Annotated in this window: 14 protein-coding genes; 9 read left to right on the top strand and 5 right to left on the bottom strand. The window is 72.1% G+C overall.

What is annotated here, in order from left to right; genetic code table 11:
* Positions 1 to 461: 461 nt before the first annotated feature.
* From ACT2CW_RS24370 to ACT2CW_RS24360, 3 genes are all read right to left on the bottom strand, one after another.
* The gene (locus tag ACT2CW_RS24370) at positions 462 to 824 is read right to left on the bottom strand and encodes a hypothetical protein (protein ID WP_182467766.1); all 363 of its coding nucleotides are present in this window, start codon (positions 822 to 824) and stop codon (positions 462 to 464) included.
* A gap of 213 nt (positions 825 to 1,037) precedes the next feature.
* Entirely contained in the window at positions 1,038 to 3,962 is a 2,925-nt protein-coding gene (locus ACT2CW_RS24365; protein ID WP_164433577.1) for an AfsR/SARP family transcriptional regulator, read from the bottom strand.
* 134 nt (positions 3,963 to 4,096) lie between these two features.
* Complete coding sequence (locus ACT2CW_RS24360; RefSeq protein ID WP_445518270.1) at positions 4,097 to 6,550, bottom strand: ATP-binding protein; 2,454 nt, start codon at positions 6,548 to 6,550, stop codon at positions 4,097 to 4,099.
* A gap of 157 nt (positions 6,551 to 6,707) precedes the next feature.
* Between ACT2CW_RS24360 and ACT2CW_RS24355 the strand changes: the two genes are divergently transcribed.
* Positions 6,708 to 7,937 (top strand): amidohydrolase family protein, encoded by a 1,230-nt coding sequence (locus tag ACT2CW_RS24355; RefSeq protein WP_164433573.1) that lies wholly within the window; start codon positions 6,708 to 6,710, stop codon positions 7,935 to 7,937.
* A 93-nt stretch (positions 7,938 to 8,030) separates the two neighbouring features.
* Here the strand turns inward: ACT2CW_RS24355 and ACT2CW_RS24350 are convergent, their stop codons facing one another.
* A complete protein-coding gene (locus tag ACT2CW_RS24350) occupies positions 8,031 to 8,744 on the bottom strand; it encodes an AraC-like ligand-binding domain-containing protein (RefSeq protein WP_445518269.1) in 714 nt (237 codons plus the stop codon).
* A 238-nt stretch (positions 8,745 to 8,982) separates the two neighbouring features.
* Between ACT2CW_RS24350 and ACT2CW_RS24345 the strand changes: the two genes are divergently transcribed.
* The 6 genes from ACT2CW_RS24345 (at position 8,983) to ACT2CW_RS24320 (ending at position 15,453) form a co-directional block, all read left to right on the top strand.
* Positions 8,983 to 9,945: an LLM class F420-dependent oxidoreductase gene (locus ACT2CW_RS24345; protein WP_445518268.1), complete on the top strand. Its 963-nt coding sequence runs from the start codon at positions 8,983 to 8,985 to the stop codon at positions 9,943 to 9,945.
* Between the two features lie 30 nt (positions 9,946 to 9,975).
* Positions 9,976 to 10,758, top strand: coding sequence for an SDR family NAD(P)-dependent oxidoreductase (locus ACT2CW_RS24340; protein WP_182467761.1), 783 nt, complete (start codon positions 9,976 to 9,978; stop codon positions 10,756 to 10,758).
* 116 nt (positions 10,759 to 10,874) lie between these two features.
* Entirely contained in the window at positions 10,875 to 12,002 is a 1,128-nt protein-coding gene (locus ACT2CW_RS24335; RefSeq protein WP_037947950.1) for an LLM class flavin-dependent oxidoreductase, read from the top strand.
* 115 nt (positions 12,003 to 12,117) lie between these two features.
* The gene (locus ACT2CW_RS24330; RefSeq protein ID WP_445518267.1) at positions 12,118 to 13,860 is read left to right on the top strand and encodes an N-acyl-D-amino-acid deacylase family protein; all 1,743 of its coding nucleotides are present in this window, start codon (positions 12,118 to 12,120) and stop codon (positions 13,858 to 13,860) included.
* A 4-nt stretch (positions 13,861 to 13,864) separates the two neighbouring features.
* Entirely contained in the window at positions 13,865 to 14,716 is an 852-nt protein-coding gene (locus ACT2CW_RS24325) for an SDR family oxidoreductase (protein ID WP_445518266.1), read from the top strand.
* An 80-nt stretch (positions 14,717 to 14,796) separates the two neighbouring features.
* Positions 14,797 to 15,453 carry an O-methyltransferase gene (locus ACT2CW_RS24320; protein WP_445518265.1) on the top strand — a complete coding sequence of 219 codons (657 nt, stop codon included), beginning with the start codon at positions 14,797 to 14,799 and terminating at the stop codon, positions 15,451 to 15,453.
* Between the two features lie 33 nt (positions 15,454 to 15,486).
* On the opposite strand, the gene ACT2CW_RS24315 is transcribed toward ACT2CW_RS24320, so the two are convergent.
* Complete coding sequence (locus tag ACT2CW_RS24315) at positions 15,487 to 17,007, bottom strand: CehA/McbA family metallohydrolase (RefSeq protein WP_182467758.1); 1,521 nt, start codon at positions 17,005 to 17,007, stop codon at positions 15,487 to 15,489.
* Positions 17,008 to 17,331: 324 nt separating this feature from the next.
* On the opposite strand from ACT2CW_RS24315, the gene ACT2CW_RS24310 reads away from it, so the two are divergent.
* Together ACT2CW_RS24310 and ACT2CW_RS24305 are read left to right on the top strand one after the other, a co-directional pair.
* Positions 17,332 to 19,944: a bifunctional FO biosynthesis protein CofGH gene (locus tag ACT2CW_RS24310; RefSeq protein WP_445518264.1), complete on the top strand. Its 2,613-nt coding sequence runs from the start codon at positions 17,332 to 17,334 to the stop codon at positions 19,942 to 19,944.
* Positions 19,945 to 20,038: 94 nt separating this feature from the next.
* Complete coding sequence (locus tag ACT2CW_RS24305) at positions 20,039 to 23,059, top strand: tetratricopeptide repeat protein (RefSeq protein ID WP_445518263.1); 3,021 nt, start codon at positions 20,039 to 20,041, stop codon at positions 23,057 to 23,059.
* Position 23,060 lies beyond the last annotated feature (1 nt).

Here is a 23,060-nt window from a genome sequence, read left to right as displayed (position 1 = left end):
CCTACTGCGGGCTGGTGGGGGCATGACCCTCGCCCTGCGGGCCCGGAGCGGCAGCTGTGGCGTATTCACCACTGTCCACACCGACGATGGGGGTGTGACTATCGCTTGCAGACGCGAACGCGGCTGTCTGGCTTGTGGCTCCGACCGCCGCACCTATGGCGATAATCAAGGTCGCAATGCCCTTTGTGGCACGAGTCATTCCGGTTCCTCCGTTACGGGGGGTGATTATCTGTTTTGTACTGCAAATTAACAATGAGGGGTACATGTGTTCGGCCATCTGGCCGGAACTGGTCGAAGCTTGGCGGAAAGGGGGTGCGCCCGGTGGTGTGGCGGGGGCGCGGGGTCGCTCGTCCGGGAGGTGGCCCGCGCAAAGGGGCCGATGTCGATGACGTCCCCTCCGCGTCATCGACATCGGCCCCGCGGTGTTACCTCATGGAAATGAGCGACGCTTTCGTGTGCTCCTACTGGGGTGCCGAAGGTGTGTGGCCCTCCCCTTCGGTGCTCAGCTGCGGCGGTGCCGGAGTGTGGCCCTCACCCTTGGTGCTCAGCTCCGACGGCGCGGGCGTGTGGCCCTCGCCCGCGGGGCTGAGCTGCGGCGGTGCGGGCGTGTGGCCCTCACCCATGGTGCTCAGCTGCGGCGGTGCGGGCGTGTGCCCCTCCCCCTGAGTGATCAGCTGCGGCGGAGCGGGTGTGTGGCCTTCGCCCTGGGTGGACACCTGAGGAGGTGCCGGGGTGTGGCCCTCGTCCTGAGTGGTGAAGGGCGCCGGGTCGGCCTCCAGTGGCCGGTAGACGTCGGACTCGGGTTTCTTGTCCGTGCTTGTCACGATCAACTCCATCGGATGCTTTGGTCGGTATAGGCCGTTGGCACCCGCCCGGCGACTCCCCCGTGGGTCGCCGGACGGGTGTCTCAAAAGGGCCGTCCACCTTACGGTGTGACCTCGCAACCGACCCGTCTGCCCCCCGCGGGGACGGGTCGACCACTGCTAAGACTCCCGGACGGCGATAAACGATTGATGAACGGTCGGCGAGCCGCGCCGTTATGCGGCGGTCGCGGGGGCCAGAAGCCTGCGGACGTCCTCCGCCTCAGGTGCCCCCAGCCGCTGGTGAATTGAGAGCGCCTCACGCCAGCAGGCATCCGCGCGCTCGTTCTGCCCGAGCGCGAGCAGCGCCTTGCCGAGCAGGGTCAGCACGATGGCGCGGCGCCACTCACCCCCGATGCCCCGCAGGGCAAGGGCCTGTTCGGCGTGGGTGGCGGCCTCCGCGGGGCGCCCGATCGACAGGTGCGCCTCGGCCAGCCGCTGGTGGGTCATGCCCTCCCAGAGCGGCTGGCGGTGCTCACGGAACAGGCCGAGGGCCTCGGTGAGCTGCTCGAGCGCCTGAGTGAGGCTGCCCGCCCCGGTCAGGGCGATACCGAGCGCGTACTTGCCGTTGGCCAGGCGCAGGGTGCGCCCCAGGCTCCCGTAGATCCGCACGCCCTGCCGGGCCAGGTCCACGGCGCTGTCGATGCGGCCCATCTCCACATACGCGCGGGAGAGGTTGCACAGCGCGCTGGCCTCTCCGGGCTGGTCGTCCACGGCCCGGTAGGCGTCGATGGCGCGGAGGAAATGCCGCTCCGCGTCATCCCAGCGGGTACGGCTGAGATGCGCGATGATGCCGCGCTCGGTGAGGGCGCGCCCCATCGTGACATGGTCCTTGACCGCCGAGCCCAAGGTCAGGGCGCGTTCCGCCTCGGCGTCGGCCTCCTCGAGCCGGCCGGTGAGGTTGCGCACCTTGGCGAGGCAGGTACGGGCCCGGCCTTCGGCCCGGGTGTCGCCGACCGCGTGCGCCGTTTCGCTGACGACGCGGGCCACGGCCTCGTAGCGCGGGGCGTTGGCACCGGACTCGGCGAGGTCCATCGCGGCGAGCAGCAGATCCGCCGCCCTGCCCAGGGTGCTGCCCGGGGCCGCCTGCTGGGCGCAGGCCAGCAGGCAGTCCGCCTCGCTGAACAGCCAGTCCAGAGCGGCGTCCTGATGGGGAAAGACCAGGCCGGGGTGGCCCGCCGGGGCCAGGTGGTCGCCCAGGCGGTCGCCGGGCCGCTCCATGGCGTACACCCGTGCGGCCGTGGCGAGGTAGAAGTCCAGCAGCCGGGAGAGCGCCGCCTCGCGGTCCGCGGCCGACTGGTGCCGCTCCGCGCAGTCACGCGCGTAGAGGCGCACCAGGTCGTGGTAGCGGTAACGGCCGGGCGCCGCGGACTCCAGCAGGGAGGCGTCGACCAGGGACTCCAGAAGCTCCTCGGTGTCGAACGTGTCCATGTCCAGGACGACGGCCGCGGCGGCGAGCGAGATGTCGGGGCCGTCCGCGAGCCCCAGCAGCCGGAACGCCCGGGCCTGTGACGGCTCCAACTGGCCGTAGCCCAGTTCGAAGGTGGCCCGCACGGCCAGGTCACCGACCCGCAGCTCGTCCAGCCGGCGGCGCTGGTTGGCGAGCTTGTGCGCCAGCGTGGAGACGGTCCAGGTGCGGCGCGAGGCCAGCCGGGAGGCCGCGATCCGGATGGCCAGCGGGAGGAAGCCGCACGCCGCCACCACGTCCATGGCCGCGTCCCGTTCGCTGACGACACGCTCCTCGCCCACTATCCGCGTGAAGAGGGCGAGCGCCTCTTCCGGGCTCATCACGTCCAGGTCGACCAGATGGGCGCCCTCCAGGTCGACCATCCGGGTCCGGCTGGTGATCAGTGCGGCGCAGCCCTCCGTGCCGGGCAGCAGCGGCCGCACCTGTGCGGCGTCACGTGCGTTGTCCAGCAGCGTGAGCACCCGGCGGCCGTCCAGCATCGAGCGGTAGAGCGCGGCACGCTCCTGGACGCCCTCGGGGATCGCGTTGTCCGGGGTGCCGAGGGCGCGCAGGAAGGCGCCCAGTATCGCGTTGGGCTCCGCCGGTACCGGGCCGGCCCCCTGGAGGTCGACATAGAGCTGGCCGTCGGGGAACTGATGGCGGGCCGCGTGGGCGACGTGCACGGCGAGCGTCGTCTTGCCGACACCGCCGATTCCGGCCACGGCTGACACGGCCATGACACGCCCCTCGGCGGTGGCGAGCTGATCGCTCAGCTCGTCGACGAAAGCGACACGGCCGGTGAAGTCGGCCACCGTGGCGGGAAGCTGGGCCGGCCGGACAAAGCTGGGCCCCGCCTGAGCGCGGTCGTCCACCGGGGCGGCCAGCTCGGCATCCGCCTGGAGAATGCGCTGATGCAGCTCGGAGAGTTCCGGGCAGGGGTCCACGCCGAGATCCTCGGCGAGCAGCCGCCGGGTGTCGTTGTACACGGCCAGCGCCTCGGCCTGCCGGCCGCTGCGGTAGAGCGCCAGCATCAGCAGTTCGCGCAGCCGCTCCCGGAGCGGATGGGCGGCGGTGAGGGCGGTGAGTTCGGAGACCACGTCGGTGTGGTGGCCCAGCTCCAGATCAAGATCGAGCCTGGTCTCGGTGAGGACGAGATGCCACTCCGACAGCCGGGCGCGCTGGGTCACGGCGTAGGGCCCCGGCACTCCGGCCAGGGCCTCGCCGTCCCACAGGCCCAGTGCCTGGCCGATGAGTTCATGGGCGCGCGGCCGGTCGCCCGAGTGCCGTGCCTTCTCCGCCTCCGCCACCAGGCGCTCGGCCACGTCGGTGTCCAGGGCCCCGAGGCCCACCTGGACCGCGTACCCACCCGACTCGCTGACCAGGACGTCCGATTGCGGGGTGAATGCCTTGCGCAGCCGGGAGGCGTAGGTGCGCAGCGCCGCGATGGCGGCGTCCGGGGGGTCGTCGCCCCACAGGGCGTCGATGAGCTCGGGGGCGGTGGCGGTGCGCCCACCGCGCAGCAAGAGAGCGGCGAGCAGGGCTCTTTGCTGTGGTGATCCGGTGCTCACCTGTTCTTCGCCCCGCCAGGCCCGTACCGGTCCGAGCACGGTGAAGCGCAAGGGCTGCTCCTGTGCCCGCTCCATCTCGCCGGCCATGGTCTCCCCCTGCCTCTGCTCCCAGTTGCACGGGCCAGTTTGCCTTGCCGATACCCCTTACGTCAGTAGGGGCCGGACCTCTCCACAAGGCCCGCCACACTTCACAGCCCTCGGAATGCCGACGCATCGTCAGGTCATGGGTCGCTTTCGGTCACCGGAGGGCCGACTCCGTAGGCATCGCGATGGCCGGGATAAGGATTCGTGGCCGCGGGGAGATCCGGCGCCGATGTGGACAGCAGCTGCCGTACCTCCTCCGGTTCGGGCGAGCCCAGCCGTTCCCGGAGGGCCTGTGCCTGCCTCCAGCATTCCCGGGCCCGGGTCCGCTGCCCGGCTGCCATCAGGGCCTTCGCCAGCACGGTGAGAAAGGAGAAGCGCCGCCACTCGCCGCCGAGACCGCCCAGGGCCAGGGACTGTTCGGCGTGTGCCACCGCCTCCGAGGGGCGCTGCGCTGCCAGATGCATTTCGGCCAGCCGGAAATGTGCCATGCCTTCCCACAGCGGCTGACGGGCCTCGCGAAAGAGATCGAGCGCCTCGGTGAGGTGGACGGAGGCCTCCTCCAGGCGGTGGGCGCGCGTCAGCGCGATGCCGACGGTGTACATCCCGTTGGCGAGCCGCAGGGGGGCGCCGAGCCTGCGGTAGATGGCGAGCCCCTGCTCGGCCAGTTCCACACCGGTCCGGGTGCGGCCCCGGCTCACATGGAGCCGGGAGAGATTGGCCAGGGCGCTCGCCTCACCCGCCTCGTTGGCATCGGCGCGGAACGCCTCGAGCGCCTGTCCCAGGTACCGCTCGGCGTCCTCGTGCCGCCCCAGCCCGTTGGCCACGATGCCGAGCTGGTTGGAGGCGCGGCTGGCGACCACCGGATCGTCGCCGTCCAGCTCCAGGGCGCGGCGCAACTCCCGCTCGGCGTGGCCGTACCGGCCGGTAAAGCTGTACAGATGGCCCAGTGCCGAGCGGGCGCGGGCCTCGGTACGGGAGTCCCCGGCGGTGTGGGCGGCGTCGCAGACCGCCTGCGCCACCGTCTCGTACTGCCGCGGCCGGGCACCGGACTCGGCGAGGTCAAGCGCGCCCAGCAGCAGGTCCCCGGTGCGGCGGCGGGTGCTCTCCCCGGTGCACTTGGGCACACAGTCGAGCAGGCAGTCGGCCTCCGCGAAGAGCCAGTCCAGGGCGGCCTTCGAGGTCTCGAAGAGCAGTCCGGGATGGCCGGTGGGCTCCAGGTGCTCGACCATGCGGTCCCCGGGCCGCTCCAGGGCGTACACCCGCGCCGCCGTCGCCAGGTAGAAGTCCAGCAACCGGGACAGCGCCTCCTCGCGCTCCGCCACCGCCCGCCGCTCCCGCTCCGCGCATGCCCGTGCGTAGAGCCGTACGAGGTCATGGAAGCGGTAGCGCCCCGGTACGGCGGACTCCAGCAGTGAGATGTCCACGAGGGAGGTGAGAAGCCGACCGGTCTCCGCGACGTCGAGGCCGAGCACCGCGCCCGCGGCCGGCAGGGAGATGTCCGGGCCGCCGGCCAGGCCCAGCAGCCGGAAGGCGCGGGCCTGGGCCGGGTCGAGCTGTCCGTAGCCGAGTTCGAAGGTCGCCTTGACCGCCAGATCCCCGGCCCGCAGCTCGTCCAGCCGCCGGCGCTCGTCGGCGAGTTTGCGGGCGAGGACGGAGACGGTCCAGGTGCGGCGGGAGGCGAGCCGGGAGGCCGCTATGCGGATCGCGAGCGGGAGGTAGGAGCAGGCCGCCACCACGTCCATGACCTCGGCACGTTCCACGGTCGCCCGTTCCTGGCCCACGATCTGCGCGAAGAGGGCGAACGCCTCCGGCGGGCTCATCGCGTCCAGGTCGACCGGGTGGGCGTGGCCCAGGTCGGACATATGGGTGCGGCTGGTGATCAGCGCGACGCAGTCCGGTGCGCCGTCGTCGGGGAGCAGCGGCCGGATCTGAGCGGCGTCGCAGGCGTTGTCCAGGAGGACGAGGATGCGGCGGTCCTCGAGAGACGCGCGGTAGAGCGCGGCACGCTCCTCGGTGCCGTCCGGAATGGCGGCGTCGGGGGTGCCGAGCGAGCGCAGGAAGGCGCCGAGCACGGTCTCGGGGTCGGCGGGGGAGGGGCCCGAACCGCCGAGGTCGACATAGAGCTGACCGTCGGGGAAGCGGTGGCGGGCGGTGTGCGCGAGATGAACGGCCAGGGCGGTCTTGCCGATGCCTCCGATACCGGCGATCGCGATGGCGGCCGGCCGGTCGGCGGAGGCCGCGAGCCGGTCGTTCAGCTTCCGTACGAGGTCCTCGCGGCCGGTGAAGTCCGCCACCGCCGCGGGCAGCTGCGCGGGGCGCACGGCGGTGGTGTCGGCCAGGGGGCGCCGCGGGCGGTTGGCGGCGGTGGGCCGGGAGAGCGCGGTGGCGGGCCGCGGGGGGATGTGCGGCCGCAGCTCGCGGACGACATCGGCGCGACGGCCGCTGTCCAACTCCAGTTCGAGCCGGGTCCGGCCGGGGGCGGGGTCCGGCTCCTCGCCGAGGGCCAGGTTCGCCTCTTCACCGTGCCGGCACCGGTCCGGTACGGAACCGGTGGAACCTTCCTGCCGCCCCAGGCGCTCGTCGCCGGCCATGGTGCCCCCCGCACGTGCTTCCTCGCTTTACGGCCAGTCTGCCGTGCCCGTGGCTGGTACGTCAGTAAAGAGTGCGACGTGTCCGGGGCATCCGTCGAACATCCCCGGAGACGCCCCACTAGCTGACGATCCGTCAGATCGGCGCTACCGTGCAGTCATGGAGAGCTTCCCGAAGATAATCTCGGTGGACGACCACACGGTTGAGCCCCCTCACGTCTGGCGGGACCGGCTCCCGTCGAAGTACCGCGACAGCGGGCCGCGCATCGTCCGGGCGCCGCTGAAGGAGATGACCTTCATCGGCGGCAAGTTCGCCCCGAAGATGGGCGCGCCCGGGGACGACGGGCCGCTCGCGGACTGGTGGGTGTACGAGGAGCTGCACCGGCCGCTGACCCGGCTGGACACCGCCGTCGGCTACGACCGGGACGAGGTCAAGCTGGAGGCCATCACCTACGAGCAGATGCGGCCCGGCTCCTTCTCGGTGCCGGACCGGCTCGCGGACATGGACGTCAACCACGTCCAGTCCGCGCTCTGCTTCCCGACCTTCCCCCGCTTCTGCGGGCAGACCTTCACCGAGGCCGCCGACCGCGAGCTGGGGCTGCTCGGGGTCCGGGCGTACAACGACTGGATGGTGGAGGAGTGGTGCGGCCCCGAGGCCAGGGGCCGGCTGATCCCGCTGATCATCATCCCGCTGTGGGACGCCGAGCTGGCCGCCGCCGAGGTGCGGCGGAACGCGGCGCGCGGGGTGCGGGCCGTCTGCTTCTCGGAGATCCCGCCGAACCTGGGGCTGCCCTCGATCCACACCGACGACTGGGACCCGTTCCTGGCCGCGTGCGACGAGACCGGCACGGTCGTCGCGATGCACATCGGCTCCTCCTCGAGGATGCCCTCGACCTCGGCCGACGCACCCCCCGCGGTCGGCTCCACGATCACCTTCGCCAACTGCTGCTTCTCGATGGTCGACTGGCTGATGAGCGGGAAGTTCGAGCGCTTCCCGAACCTCAAGGTGATGTACGCGGAGGGCCAGATCGGCTGGATCCCCTACATCCTCGAGCGCGCCGATGTGGTGTGGGAGGAGAACCGGGGCTGGGGCGGAGTGGCCGACAAGGTGCTGCGCCCGCCGTCCGAGCTGTTCGCCGAGCATGTCTACGGCTGCTTCTTCGACGACGCCTTCGGGCTGCGCAACCTCGACGCCATCGGGGTCGGCAATGTGCTGTACGAGACGGACTATCCGCACTCGGACTCCACCTGGCCCAAGTCGCGGGAGGTCGGCGAGGCGCAGATGGGGCATCTGGCGCCGGACGTCGTGGACCGGATCGTGCGCGGCAACGCGATCGAGCTGCTGGGGCTCACGGCGGACGGGCTGTGGGCGGGGGCGCCTGGGGTGTAGTGGAATGGTTTCGCCGCCGCCCTGGTCATGGAGGGGCGTCGGTTCCGGTGCCGTCCTGGTCACGGAGGGGCGCCGGTTCCGGTGCCGCCTTGGTCACGTAGGAGCAAGAAAGCGGTCACTGCCGGTCAATGACAACCCCCGGACCGTCCGGCAGGCTGTGGGGCATATCGGCCCTCCCCGCCACCCCACGCCGTCACCCACCCCTACGACGTGACAGGGGCCGTGGGCGGCGCGGAGGGCCGCGTGTCCCTGTGCACCGGGCGTCGCGGGGTAGCGCCCGGCGCGCGGGACACAAGCGCCAGATGGCGGTAGTCGCTGGGCGGCATCCCGTACGCGGCGCGGAAGGCGCGGCTGAAGACGGCGGGCGAGCAGCCGGTCGATCCGGTCGTGCGGGACCGGGATCAGGGCCTTGGGGATCTCCAGGCCCACGCCCGCCGGAGGGCCGCCGAAGGCCAGGCAGGCGAAGGGTCGTGAGGTGTCGACGGCATAGAGGCCCTCGGCGTTGTGCGCGGCCTCCTGGCGGGACTGGGAGACCTGGAGGTTTCCCTCCTGGATGAACGAGAAGTGGTACAGCTCGGGGTCGGACTGCCGGATGAGCTTGGGCGTCCGCCGGAAGTCCATCTCACGGAACCTCGTGGGCCAGACGGAGGCGGCGCCGAACTCGAGGATGCGCACCTCGCCCCGGAAGTCCCGGGTGTGGTCGCTGGTCATCTCCATCGGCGCCATGAGCTGTGCCATCCGCTCGCGCCAGAAGTCGAATCGATCCGCTCTGGGCAGATCCTCGCAGCGGAAGACCGTCTCGATCATCACGTGCCCCCCTGTGTGCCCCTTGCCATGCCCCCTTGCTGTGCCTCCTTGCCTGTGCCCCGTGGTGGCCCCCTGGGCGGGGCGGCGGGCGTGGGCCCCGAGGTCCGAACGTCCGTACGCTAGCAAAGCGCCGCGCGGCGGGACGAGACTGCCGTACCCCTTGTCTGATGGACCGTCAGATACGACCATGTCCGACGTCAGATACGACGATGACGGTCCACCGACAAGGAGGCCCGGCATGCGCGTCCTGCCCCGGGGCCGGTTGAGCTACGGCATGCAACTGCCGATCCAGTCGCAGTCCACCCTCTACGCCGAGCCGTGGGAGGCCGGGGCGGGCCCGGCCGAACTGCTCGAGATCGCCCGCGCCGCCGACCGGCTCGGCTTCGCGTACCTCGCCGTCTGCGACCACGTCGCGATCCCGCGGCGGCTGGCCGCGGCCATGGGCACCGTCTGGTACGACCCGGTGGCCACCCTCGGCTGGCTCGCCGCGGCCACCGAGCGGGTGCGGCTGCTCAGCCATGTGGCGGTCGCCGCGCTGCGCCATCCGCTGCTGACCGCCAAGCAGTACGCCACGCTCGACCACCTCTCCGGCGGCCGGCTGATCCTCGGGGTCGGGGCCGGGCACGTCCGGGAGGAGTTCGAGGCGCTCGGGGTGGACTTCGCCCGGCGCGGGGCGCTCCTGGACGAGACGATCGACGCGCTGAAGGCGGCGCTGGGGCCGGAGGAGTTCCCCGACTTCCGCGGCGAGCGGTTCGCGTTCAGCGGCCTCGGGCAGGCCCCGCGCCCCGTCCAGACGCCACGGCCCCCGCTGTGGATCGGCGGCTCCTCGCCCGCCGCGGTGCGCCGGGCGGCGGTCCGGGGCGACGGCTGGCTGCCGCAGGGCGATCCACGGGACCGGCTGCCGGGCCAGATCGCCCGGCTGCGCGAGCTGCGGAAGGAGGCGGCCCAACACGATCGGGGCTGTGACGAGCCCGCCGAGATCGGCGCGATCACCGAGCCGCTGTACGTGGGCGACCCCGGCTGGGACGTGGGGCGCCGGACCCTCACCGGCGCGCCGGAACGGCTCGCCGAGAGCCTGCGCGCCTACGCCGCGATGGGGGTGGACCAGATCCAGGTGCGGTTCCGCTGCCGGGACCACACCGAACTGACCGACCAGATGGCGGCCTTCGCCGCCGATGTCGCTCCGCACCTCGATGACTAGCGATGACTAGTGATGACTAGGGAGATCGGAATGGGCAAGCTGGACGGGCGGGTCGTCATCATCACCGGGGCGGCGCGCGGACAGGGGGAGCAGGAGGCGCGGCTGTTCGCGGCCGAGGGCGCGCGCGTGGTCCTCGGCGACGTACTGGACGAGCCGGGCGAGGCGCTGGCCAAGGAGCTGGGGGAGTGCGCCCGCTTCGTCCATCTGGACGTGGGCCGCGAGGACGACTGGACCGCCGCCGTCGCCGCCGCCAAGGACGCCTTCGGCTCGGTGGACGGCCTGGTCAACAACGCCGGGATCCTCCGCTTCAACGAGCTGGTCGGCACCCCGCTGGCGGAGTACCTGGAGGTGGTCCAGGTCAACCAGGTCGGCACGTTCCTGGGGATGCGGACGGTCGCGCCGGAGCTGGCGGCGGCGGGCGGCGGGACGATCGTGAACACCGCCTCGTACGTCGCCCTGTCCGGGATGCCGCTGCTCACCGCGTACGCCGCGACGAAGGCGGCGGTGGTGGGGATGACGCGGGTGGCCGCGATGGAGCTCGCGGACAAGGGCATCCGGGTGAACGCGATGTGCCCGGGCGCGGTCGACACCCCCATGACCAACCCGGCCCACCTCGACCCGGAAGCCGACAGCGCGGAGGCGACGGCGGCGGTCGACGAGCTCTACCGCAAGCTGGTCCCGCTGGGCCGGATCGGCCGCCCCGAGGAGGTGGCGCGGCTCGCGCTCTTCCTGTCCTCGGAGGACTCCTCGTACGTCACCGGCCAGCCGTTCGTCGTCGACGGCGGCTGGCTGACGGGCGTCTCGGTCTTCTGACCCCGGCCGTTGGGCCGGCCCGGCTCCGGCCCTTGACGGTCCGTGCCCGCGGTGCCAGAGTCAATCAAAATCTGACGATCCGTCAGATCGACGTTCGTCTGAGGCGGTGAACCTCCATGGAATTCGGACTCTTCGTGCAGGGCTACGTCCCCGAAAGCCGACGCCGAACCGACCCCGAGGCCGAGCATCACGCGCTCGTCGAGGAGACCGAGTACGTCATCCAGGCCGACCGGTCGGGCTTCAAGTACGTATGGGCCTCCGAGCACCACTTCCTGGACGAGTACTCCCACCTCTCCGCGAACGACGTCTTCCTCGGCTATCTCGCCCACGCCACCGAGCGCATCCACCTCGGCTCCGGCATCTTCAACCCGTTGCCGCAGGTCAACCACCCGGTCAAGGTGGCCGAGAAGGTCGCGATGCTCGACCACCTCTCCGGCGGCCGGTTCGAGTTCGGCTCCGGCCGGGGCGCGGGCAGCCACGAGATCCTGGGCTTCCTGCCGGGCGTGACCGACATGAACGCCACCAAGGAGATCTGGGAAGAGACGATCGCCGAGTTCCCCAAGATGTGGTTGCAGGACGAGTACCAGGGCTTCACCGGCAAGCACTGGACGCTGCCGCCGCGCAAGGTGCTGCCCAAGCCGTACGGGGCCGCCCACCCGGCGATGTGGTACGCGGCCGGATCGCCGCCCTCGTACGCGATGGCGGGCAAGAAGGGCCTCGGCGTGCTCGGCTTCTCCATCCAGAAGGTCTCCGACATGGAGTGGGCCCTCGACTCCTACAAGAACGCGGTCAAGGAGGCCGAGCCGGTCGGCGGCTTCGTCAACGACAACGTGATGGTCACCTCGACCGCGATCTGCGCCGAGACCCACGCCAAGGCCGTCGAGGTCGCGCTCGGCGGCGGGCTCAACTACCTCCAGTCGCTGCTCTTCCGCTACCACGACACCTTCCCCCGCCCGGACGGCATCCCGCAGTGGCCCGAACTGCTGCCGGAGTACACCGAGGAGATCATCGAACTCCTCATCGCCGAGGAGTTGATGATCTGCGGCGACCCGGACGAGGTCTTCCGCCAGTGCAAGCGGTGGGAGCAGGCCGGGGCCGACCAGCTGTCGTTCGGGCTGCCGATCGGGATCGGCTACGAGGACACGATGAACACGATCAAGCTCATCGGCGAGCACGTCATCCCGAAGATCGACACCGATCCGGTGCACCGCACGACCCGCTTCCGCCAGGCCGTCACCCAGTAGCCGCCGTCACCCAGTAGCCGCCGTCATCCAGTAGCCGCCGTCACCCACTAGCCGCGCAGGCCGTCACCCAGCAGGCGCGGACGCAGGCCGCAGACGCGAGAAGGGATCTGAACCCGTGCTCGACCACCTGATCAAGGGCGCCACCGTGGCGGACGGCACCGGCGCGCCCTCGTACGTCGCCGACGTCGGCATCCGGGACGGCCGGATCGTGGCCATCGACGGGCCCGGGGCCGTCACCGAACCGGCCCGGTCCACCGAGGACGCCACCGGGCTCGTCCTCGCGCCCGGGTTCGTCGACCCGCACACCCACTACGACGCCCAGCTGTTCTGGGATCCGTACGCCACCCCGTCCATGAACCACGGCGTGACCACCGTGGCCGGCGGCAACTGCGGTTTCACCCTCGCCCCGCTCAACCCCGACCGGCCGGGCGACGCCGACTACACCCGGCGGATGATGAGCCGGGTCGAGGGCATGTCGCTGGTGGCGCTGGAGCAGGGCGCGCCGTGGAACTGGCACGGCTTCGGCGAGTACCTGGACGCGCTGGAGGGCCGGATCGCCGTCAACGCGGGCTTCATGGTGGGGCACTGCGCACTGCGCCGCCATGTGATGGGCGAGGACGCGATCGGCGGACAGCCCAGCCCGGCGCAGCTGGAGGAGATGCTGCGGCTCTTCCACGAGGCGATGGACGCGGGGGCGTGGGGGCTGTCCACCACCCAGTCCTCGACCCACTCGGACGGGGACGGACAGCCGGTCGCCTCCCGGCACGCCCGGCCCGGGGAACTCCTGGCGCTCTCCCGGGCCGTCGGCGAACACGAGGGGACGCAGATCGAGGCGATCGTGGCGGGCTGTCTCGACCAGTTCGCGGACGAGGAGATCGAGCTGCTGGTGGACATGAGCGCGGCCGCCGGGCGCCCGCTCAACTGGAACGTGCTGACCATCGACGCGGCCGTTCCCGAGCGGGTGCCGCGCCAGCTCCAGGCCAGTGAACGCGCCCGTAAGGCGGGCGGCAGGATCGTCGCCCTCACGATGCCGATCCTCACCCCCATGAACATGTCGCTCGGCACCTTCTGCGCGCTCAACCTCATCCCGGGCTGGGGCGACATCCTGGGGCTGCCCATCCCGGAACGGATCGCCAGGCTCCGTGAACCGGCCGTACAGGAGGAGATGCTGCGCCGCGCCGACAGCCCCGAGGCCGGGGTCTTCCGGCGGCTCACCCACTTCGGCCGGTACGTCATCGGCGACACCTACAGCGCGGCCAACGCCGGGCTGACCGGGCGCGTCGTCCGCGACATCGCCGCCGAGCGCGGGCAGGAGGATTTCCACTGCCTGGTGGAGATCTGCGCGGCGGACGAGATGCGTACGGTGCTGTGGCCGATGCCGACCGACAACGACCCGGCCAGCTGGGAGTTGCGCCGGCAGACCTGGGAGCACGAGGACGTCATGCTCGGCGGCTCCGACGCCGGGGCCCATCTGGACCGGATGTGCGGCGCCCCGTACACCACCCGCTTCATCGGCGACTGTCTGCGCGGACGGAAGCTGGTCGGCCTGGAGCAGGCGGTACGGATGCTGACGGACGATCCGGCGCGGCTGCTGGGGCTGCGCGGGCGCGGCCGGATCGCCGAGGGTTACCACGCCGACCTGGTCCTCTTCGACCCCGACCGGATCGACGCGGGCCAGGCGCGGCTGGTCCACGACCTGCCCGGCGAGAGCCCCCGGCTGGACTCGCGCGCCACGGGCATCGTGAGCGTCCGGGTGGGCGGCACGGAGACCATCCGGGACGACGAGATCACCGGCGCGGTACCGGGGCGGGTGCTCCGGTCGGGCCGCGACACGGAGACGGTGAGCACGAGGGGCTGAGCCGGTGACGCGCGCGACGGCCGGGGGCGGCGGGTCTGGCGGGCGTACGCGGCCTGGGGCTGACGGCCCCACCACCTCCGCCGGACCCACCGGACCCGGACCGGGTTCCCTCACCGGCCGGGCCGCCCTGGTCACGGGTGGTTCACGGGGTATCGGGCTCGCCGTGGCGGAGGCGCTGACGGCGGACGGCGCGGCGGTGTGCGTCACGGCGCGGGATCCGAGGGGGCTGGCCGACGCCGTACGCCGCCTCGGCCCGCGCGCCGTCGGCTGCCCGGGGGACGTGGCGGACCCGGCCCACCCGGAGGCGGCCGTGGCCCGCGCCCTGGCCGAGTTCGGCCGCCTCGACATCCTGGTCAACAACGCCGCCACCAACGCCCCGCTCGGCCCGCTGATGGCCGTGGACCCGCTCGCCTGGCGCACGGCCTTCACGGTCAACGTGGAGGCCCCGCTGCGGCTGATCCAGGCGGCCTGGCGGGGCTGGATGCGCGACCACGGCGGGGCGGTCGTCAACATCTGCACCGAGGGCACCCACGGCGTCGGCGCGGACGTCGGCGCCTACGGCACCACCAAGACCGCCCTCCTCCGCCTCACCCGCCAGCTCGCCGGAGAACTGGCCCCCTCCGTCCGCGTCAACGCCGTCTCCCCGGGTCTGGTCCGCACCGAGATGGCCCGCTTCGTCTGGGAGCCCGGCGAACCGGAGATCGCCGCGACGCTCCCGCTGGCCCGTATCGGCGAGCCGGAGGACGTGGCGCGCGCGGTCCGCTGGCTGGTCTCGGACGAGGCGTCCTGGATCACCGGCACGGACCTGGTGGTCGACGGCGGCCGCCGCGTCCGCGCGGCCCGCCGCACCGACTGACAGGACACACGCCCCCGTTCCTCGACCAGGGGCTCCATATCCGCTAGACGAGACGCAACGTAGCGTCTACTCTAGAGCCCATGACACTCACTCACACCCTTGCCGACCCCCGGGTCGAGACCGCCATCAGCCGCATGTTCAAGCTGGCCGAGCAGGACGAGACCGCCCAGGCGCAGTTGCCGCCCGGCGCGCTGGACATGGCCCCGCAGGATCTCGCCGACGCCGCGGCCGGGATCTACATGCCGATCTCCGCCGATGGCGGGAAGCTGCTCTACAACCTGGTGCGGGCCATCCGCCCGGCCACGGTGGTCGAGTTCGGGATGTCCTACGGGATCTCCACGCTCCATCTGGCCGCTGCCGTGCGGGACAACGGCACCGGGCGCGTCATCACCACGGAAATGAGCAAGGAGAAGATCGCCGCGGCCCGCCGCACCTTCACCGAGACCGGCCTTGACGACCTGATCACCGTGCTGGAGGGGGACGCCCGGGAGACCCTCGCCGACCTCGAGGGCCCCCTGGAGCTGGTCCTGCTCGACGGCTGGAAGGACCTGTGCCTGCCCGTGCTGCGGATGCTCGAACCGATCCTGCGGCCCGGTGCCCTCGTCGTGGCCGACGACATCGACCAGTTCGAGGGCCCCATGCGGCCGTACCTCGACTACGTGCGCGACCCGGCGAACGGCTACCAGAACGTCAGCTTCCCCATCGAGGACGGCATGGAGATCAGCTGCCGCCTCTGACGCCGCCCGCCGCGCCGCGCGGTCAGGAAGCCGTCAGCGCTCGCCCAGCCAGATCGGGTTCGTCATCGCGGCCATCGGGCCCGGTATGCCCGATGCCCCGCCGTCCGCCGGGGCGTGGCGGACCTCGGCGCGGACATACGCCGCGTAGGACGCCGTCGTACGCCATTCGGCGGTGAGCTCGCCGGAGGCGGGGACCGGCGTTCCGTAGAGCTGGCCCTGGTCGGTGATGAACCGCACCGAGCAGCCCGGGCCCACGCCGGAGACCTTCAGCCGGACCGTGATCTCCTCCGCGCCGCCCACCTTCAGGCGCTCGCCGATTCCGGCGTGCTTGCCGCGGCCACCGACCGCCTCGAAGGTGAGGTCGATCTTGGAGGACTCCGCGATCCAGCTGCGGCCGGCCCGGATGCCCTCCTGGACGGCGGTGCGGGAGAGGTCGTCGGCGAGCACCACCGTCTGGGGCAGGCCGACGACCTGGGGCTCACGGTGGGCGTCGCTGTGGCCGACGGCGGGCAGCCAGCGGCCGTCGCCACGGGCGGCGGCCACCAGCGTGTTGTCCCACTCGGAGATGGTGACCTCGTCGTCGGGGGTGAAGTCCGCGTTCCACACCTCGACCGCGTCGGCCTCGTTGAAGCCGAACTTCCAGTTGCAGCCGACACAGGTGCCGTGCGGATGGGCCGGGATCACCAGGCCGCCGGCCTGCCGGATCTTGCGGGCGAACTGGCCGAAGCGGTTGTCCCGGGCGCGGTAGCGCCAGTCGATGAAGACGCCGGGGTCGGTGCCGAGGGCGACCACGTGGCCATTGCGCGTGGTGATCTCCTCACCGGTGAGGATCAGCAGGTCATCGCCCCACAGACCCTCGAACGCGGCATGCGCCGACGTGGTGTTGTGCTCGGTGGTGGTGATGAAGTCCAGCCCGGCGGCGCGGGCGGCGGCGACCAGCTCGGCCGGGGTGCGCTTGCCGTCGGAGTACACGGTGTGCAGATGCGAGTCGCCCCGGTACCAGGCGCGGCCCCGGCCCTTCGCGCGCTGCGGCGGGTAAACGGGCTTCGGGGTGGTGCCGGGCGCGCCGAACCGCAGTGTGACGGTGACCTTGTAGTCCAGGCCCTGCGGGGCGACCGTGTAAGGCCCCAGCACCACATGCCAGGTGCCCGCCGTGACCGGCCCCGCCAGATAGCCGGGCGTGGCCTCCTCGGCGCTGATGGCGAACTCCGTACGGGCCCCGCCGGACCAGCCGCGGAAGCCGCGCCCGCCCAGCTCCGTACCGCGCTCGTCGAAGATGCCGATGTCGCAGGCGTTGCCCTGTGTGCCGGCCGGGACAGTCGGCTTGTCGTATGAATACGACACGGCGATCTCGCGCACCCCGCGCGGCACCTCGACCGGTACATAGACGAAGTCCGGCGCGCCGGTGGGCAGATGGCCGCTGAGGGTCTTGGTCTGCTCAGGACCGTCGGCCGTGCCCGCCGCGTCGGCCTGGGTGAAGGTCATGGGATCGAGCGTCAGCACACCCGCCGCGCCCGCAAGCGCGGAGAGCCTGAGTACATCGCGTCGCTGCATGAGGTGCCCCCCAGAGTCGAGAGTGCCGTCCGACACCCGCGTGACACCGTTGTACGCGTGGGTGACACGCGCGGAAAGCCCTGTGGATAACTCCATGGCCGAGAGGAAACGGACGCCCCCGCCCCGGCCCCGCCGCCCCCGCCCGGCGATCCGCGCCCCCGCCAAGTCCGTTCCGGGCGGCGGCCGTCGGCGCCCAATGGGTGTAGCCCGCACGTTCCACCGCGCCGTATTCCCGCCCGCGGCCGACAGCCGCCGTGATCAGACCCACAAAACCGCAGGCCCGGGCCGTCTGGCGGTGTCACACACCGCTCGTATGCTCGGAGGATGACCACGAGCGCGCAGGGAAACGAACCGGGTGCCCCGACTGGCTCCGCCGCCCCCACAGCCAACGCGATGCGCCGTGCGCTCAAGCGCGCCCGCGACGGCGTGGCGCTGGACACCGCCGAGGCGGCGGTGCTGCTCCAGGCGCGCGGTGACGACCTGCGGGAGCTGATGGCCTCCGCCGCCCGGGTCCGCGACGCGGGCCTGGAGGCGGCCGGCCGCCCCGGGGTCATCACCTACTCGCGCAGCGTCTTCATCCCGCTCACCCGGCTGTGCCGGGACAAGTGTCACTACTGCACCTTCGCGACCGTCCCCGGCAAGCTGCGCCGCGCGGGACACGGGATGTACATGTCGCCCGACGAGGTGCTGGACATCGCCCGCCGGGGCGCCGAAATGGGCTGCAAGGAAGCGCTGATCACCCTCGGCGACCGCCCCGAGGACCGCTGGCCCGAGGCGCGCGAATGGCTGGAGGCCGAGGGCTACGACGACACCATCGCGTACGTACGGGCCATGGCCATCCGCATCCTGGAGGAGACGGGCCTGCTGCCCCACCTCAACCCCGGCGTGCTCACCTGGACCGACTTCCAGCGGCTCAAGCCGGTCGCCCCCTCCATGGGCATGATGCTGGAGACCACCGCCGAGCGGCTGTGGAGCGAGCCCGGCGGCCCCCACTACGGTTCGCCCGACAAGGAGCCGGCGGTGCGGCTGCGGGTGCTGGAGGACGCCGGGCGCAGCTCCGTCCCGTTCACCAGCGGGCTGCTGATCGGGATCGGCGAGAACCATGAGGAGCGGGCCGAGTCGCTGTTCGCGCTGCGCCGCGTCTCCCGCTCGTACCACGGCATCCAGGAAGTCATCGTCCAGAACTTCCGCGCCAAGCCGGACACCGCCATGCGCGGGATGCCGGACGCCGAGCTGGACGATCTGGTGGCCACCGTCGCCGTCGCCCGCCACATCCTGGGCCCGTCCGCCTGCATCCAGGCGCCGCCCAACCTGGTGGACGCGGAGTACGAGCAGCTCATCGGGGCCGGTATCGACGACTGGGGCGGCGTCTCCCCGCTCACCCCGGACCACGTCAACCCCGAGCGCCCCTGGCCCCAGGTGGACGAGCTGGCCGAGCGCTCCGCGGCCGCCGGCTTCCGGCTGCGCGAACGGCTCGCGGTCTACCCCGAGTACGTCCGCCGCGGCGAGCCCTGGCTGGACCCCCGGCTGCTGCCGCACGTCACCGCACTCGCCGACCCCGAGACCGGTCTGGCCCGCGAGGACGCGATCCCCACCGGGCTGCCCTGGCAGGAGCCTGACGAGGCGTTCAGCGCCTCGGGCCGCACCGATCTGCACCGCGCCATCGACACCGAGGGCCGCACCGGTGACCGCCGTGAGGACTTCGACGAGGTCTACGGCGACTGGGAGGCGCTGCGCGAGGCCGCCGCCCCCGGTATGGTCCCCTCCCGCATCGACGCCGACGTCAAGGCCGCGCTGGCCCGGGCCGCCGACGACCCGACCCGGCTGACCGACCCCGAGGCGCTGGCCCTGCTCCACGCCGAGGGCCCGGCGCTGGACGCCCTCTGCCGCATCGCCGACGATCTGCGCCGGGCGACCGTGGGCGACGACGTCACCTATATCGTCACCAGGAACATCAACTTCACCAATGTCTGCTACACCGGCTGCCGCTTCTGCGCCTTCGCCCAGCGCCGCACCGACGCCGACGCCTACACCCTCTCCCTGAACCAGGTCGCCGACCGCGCCCAGCAGGCGTGGGACGTGGGCGCGGTGGAGGTGTGCATGCAGGGCGGTATCCACCCGGATCTGCCCGGCACCGCGTACTTCGACATCGCACGCGCCGTCAAGGAGCGCGTGCCCGGGATGCATGTCCACGCCTTCTCCCCGATGGAGGTCGTCAACGGCGCGACCCGTACGGGCATGTCCATCCGCGAATGGCTGACGGCGGCGCGCGAGGCGGGCCTGGACACCATCCCCGGCACGGCCGCCGAGATCCTGGACGACGAGGTGCGCTGGGTCCTCACCAAGGGCAAGCTGCCGACGGCCACCTGGGTCGAGGTCGTCAAGACGGCGCATGAGCTGGGCATCCGGTCCTCCTCCACGATGATGTACGGCCATGTGGACCAGCCCCGCCACTGGCTGGCCCATCTGCGGCTGCTCGCCGAGATCCAGCAGGAGACGGGCGGCTTCACCGAATTCGTCACCCTCCCCTTCATCCACACCAACGCCCCCGTCTACCTCGCCGGTATCGCCCGCCCCGGCCCCACCACCCGCGACAACCGCGCCGTCACGGCCATGGCGCGGATCCTGCTCCACCCCCATATCCCCAACATCCAGACCAGCTGGGTGAAGCTGGGCACGGAGGGCGCCGCCGAGATGCTCCGCTCCGGCGCCAACGACCTGGGCGGCACCCTCATGGAGGAGACCATCTCCCGTATGGCGGGCTCCTCCTACGGCTCCTACCGCTCCATCCAGGACCTGGTGGCCATCGCCGAGCTGGCCGGCCGCCCGGCCCGCGCCCGTAGCACCACCTACGGTCCCGTCCCCGAGGACCGCCAGGCCGCCGCCCTCGCCTCGGACGGCCATCTGCCGGAGCTGCTCCCGGTGCTGGGGGACTGACCTCGGCGCACGGTTCGCGGGGCGCGCCGCGCCCGTACTCCGGGGCGCGCCGCGCGGATACGCTGCCATGGGGGAGCGGGGGGAAGGGGGACCCATGGCAGAGCGGCGTCCGACGATGCGCGAGCTGATCCAGCGGCGGCGCCGGTTCGTGGGGCGGCGGCAGGAGATGGCCGCGTTCCGGGAGAACTTCTCCGTGCCGCCCGAGGACGCCGCACACCACTTCCTGTTCCATGTGCGCGGCGACGCCGGGGTGGGCAAGACGACGCTGCTGCGGCAGCTGGAGAACACCGCACGGGAGCACCGGGCGCTCACCGCCTCCGTGGACGAGTCGGTGAACAGCGTCCCCGAGGTCATGGCGGCCATCAGCGCCCAGTTCGCGCAAGCGGGCCATCCGCTGAAGTCCTTCGACAAGCTGCTGGCGACCTACCGGCAGCGGCGGCACGAAGCCGACGCGGCGGCGCAGCAGCCCGCCGCGCCACAGCCGCCGGAGGGAGCGGCGGGCGGCCCCCAGCCGTCGGCGTCGAGCGCGTTCGCCGTCCGGGCGGGGCTGGTCGGGCTCGGCATGGTGCCGGGCGTCGGGGCGCTCGCCGGGGCGGCGGAACCGGACCGGGTCGCCCAGGCCGCCGACCGCGCGCGGGCCAAGCTCAGCGCCCGCCTCCGCAGCCATGACGATGTCGACCTGGTGATGTCGCCCCTGGACGCGCTCACCCCCGCGTTCCTCAGGGACGTCGGCGAGGTGGCCGCCTCCGTGCCCTGGGTGGCGTGGTTCTTCGACACCTATGAGCGCACCGGCCCGCTGCTCGACCTGTGGCTGCGCGATGTGATGTTCGATGGCCGCTACGGCTCGCTCCCGGCCAACGCGGTGGTGACGCTGGCCGGACAGGGCACGCTCGCCCCGCGCTGCTGGGCCGACTACGCCGACCTCGTGGTGGACCTCCCCCTGGTCCCGTTCACGGAGGCGGAGGCCCGGCAGCTCCTGACGGCCAAGGGCGTGGCCGACGAGCAGGTGATCGAGGTCGTCCTCCGGCTCACCGGAGGGCTGCCGGTGCTGGTGTCCATGCTGGCCGAGGCGCGGCCCACCACCCCCGAGGCGGTGGGCGACCCCTCCGGCACCGCCGTGGAGCGCTTCCTGAAGTGGGTGAGCGACGAGACCCACCGCTCGGTCGCCCTGACCGCGGCGCTGCCCCGGCGCCTGGACGAGGACGTCTTCGCGGCCGCGGTCGGGGAGGAGGCGGCCGAACTCTACGGCTGGCTCCGCTCGCTCCCGTTCGTGACCGACAGCTCCGGCCGCTGCCGCTACCACGAGGTCGTCCGCACGGCCATGCTGCGGCTCCAGCGCAACCAGTCCCCGCAGGCGTGGCGCGCCCGCCACCTCCGGCTGGCCGATGCCTTCGCGGGGTGGCAGCGGCAGATCGAGGAGTCGCTGGAGGGGGACGAGAAGTGGGAGCACGAGCGGTGGCTGGACTATCGGCTCGAGGAGGCGTACCACCGGCTGTGCGCGGTTCCGGAGCAGGCGCTGCGCGAGGAGCTGCGGGCGTACTTGGGCGTCTATCTGGACCACGCGTCGGTGTCCTGGGAACGCCGCTGGATGCGGATGCTCCTGGAGGTGGGCCGCGACTGCGGAGTCGAGTCTGTACGCGCATGGGGCGAGCGATTCCTGGCGGGGTCCAATGTGAGCGAGGTGGCGACGACCATGACGCTCCTGATCGACGAGGTCGGGCAGGACGAGCGGGCCCTGGCCACGGCCTTCGCGGTCCGCAGTACGGCCCGGGCGCACATGGACGAGCTGGAGGGGGCGCTGGCGGACGCGGAGCGAGCGCTGGAGCTGGACGCCGACAGCGATCGCGCCCACGCGGCCCGCGGGTATACGTACCTTGGTATGGAGCGTTACGAGCAGGCTTTGGAAAGCCTCGATCGCGCCCTGGAACTGGATCCCGACTCCGCCTGGGCGCTGTCCCAGCGCGGCGAGGTGAACAGCCTTCTGGGGCGATTCGAGGAGGCCCTGGCCGACCTCACCCGCTCCTGCGACCTGGACGACGGGAGCGCGTGGACCGTGTCCACCCGCGGCCTGGTCCACCACGCGATACGGGACTACGACAGCGCGCTGGCGGATTTCACCCGAGCGCTGGAGATCAGACCCAAATGGGCCTGGGCCCACGCGGAGCGGGCCGCGACCTACCGGATGCTCGGGCGGTACGAGGAGTCGCTCGCGGACGCCGAACGGTCCATCGAACTCGGCTCCGATCACGCCGGGTTCAGCCATATCCACGCCCTCCGCAACCTGGACCGCTACGAGGAGGCGATCAGCGCGGCCGACGGCTACCTCGCGTCCCACCCGGACGATCAGGGGGCGCTCGCCGAGCGCGGTGAGGCGTACCGGATGACCGACCGCTTCCAGGAGGCGCTGGCGGACTTCGGCCGGGCCATCGAGATCGAGCCGTCGTATGTGTTCGCGCTGGTCCGGAGGGGACAGACGTATCAGCACATCGGCCGGCTCGGCGAGGCCCTGGTCGATTTCGACGCGGCACTCTCCGCCGATCCCGACGACGCCTGGGTGCCCGCGAACCGGGGCGCCCTGCGGCTGCGCCTGGGCGAGGACAAGGCGGCCCTCGCCGATCTGGACCGGGCGCTCGGGCTCGACCCCGACGACCTCCAGGCGCTGGAGGCGAGGGCCAGGTGCCACCGCCGGGCGGGCCGGTACGCCGAGGCCGCCAGGGATATCGAGCGGGCGACCGACCTGGACGGCCAGGACCTCGACATTGCCTTCGAGCACGCGATGCTGGTGAGCCGCACGGCAGGTGTCGCCGAGGCGCGAGAGCGGTGGATCGCCTTCGAGGCGCTCCTGGACGAGCACCGCGACCAGTGGGACCCGCAGGCCCGGGTGGCCGCTCCGATCGTCAGCAGGGCCGCCCTCGGGGACGGGGCCGGGGCGGACCGCTTCGTGACGGAGCTGACCGCCACCCGGCCGTACTGGGAGATCGTCGACGACGTCATACGCGCCCTGGACGACCTCGCCCGGTGTCCCGGGGCCGACCCCACCTCGCTCGCCGCCCTGCGCGCCCCGCTCGCCGAGCTCCGGGCGAGCCTGGACCACGGCCGGACGGCGCTCGGATAAG

The organism is Streptomyces sp. NEAU-174 (genome assembly GCF_052665095.1).
This window is presented reverse-complemented; position numbering and strand designations above follow the sequence as displayed.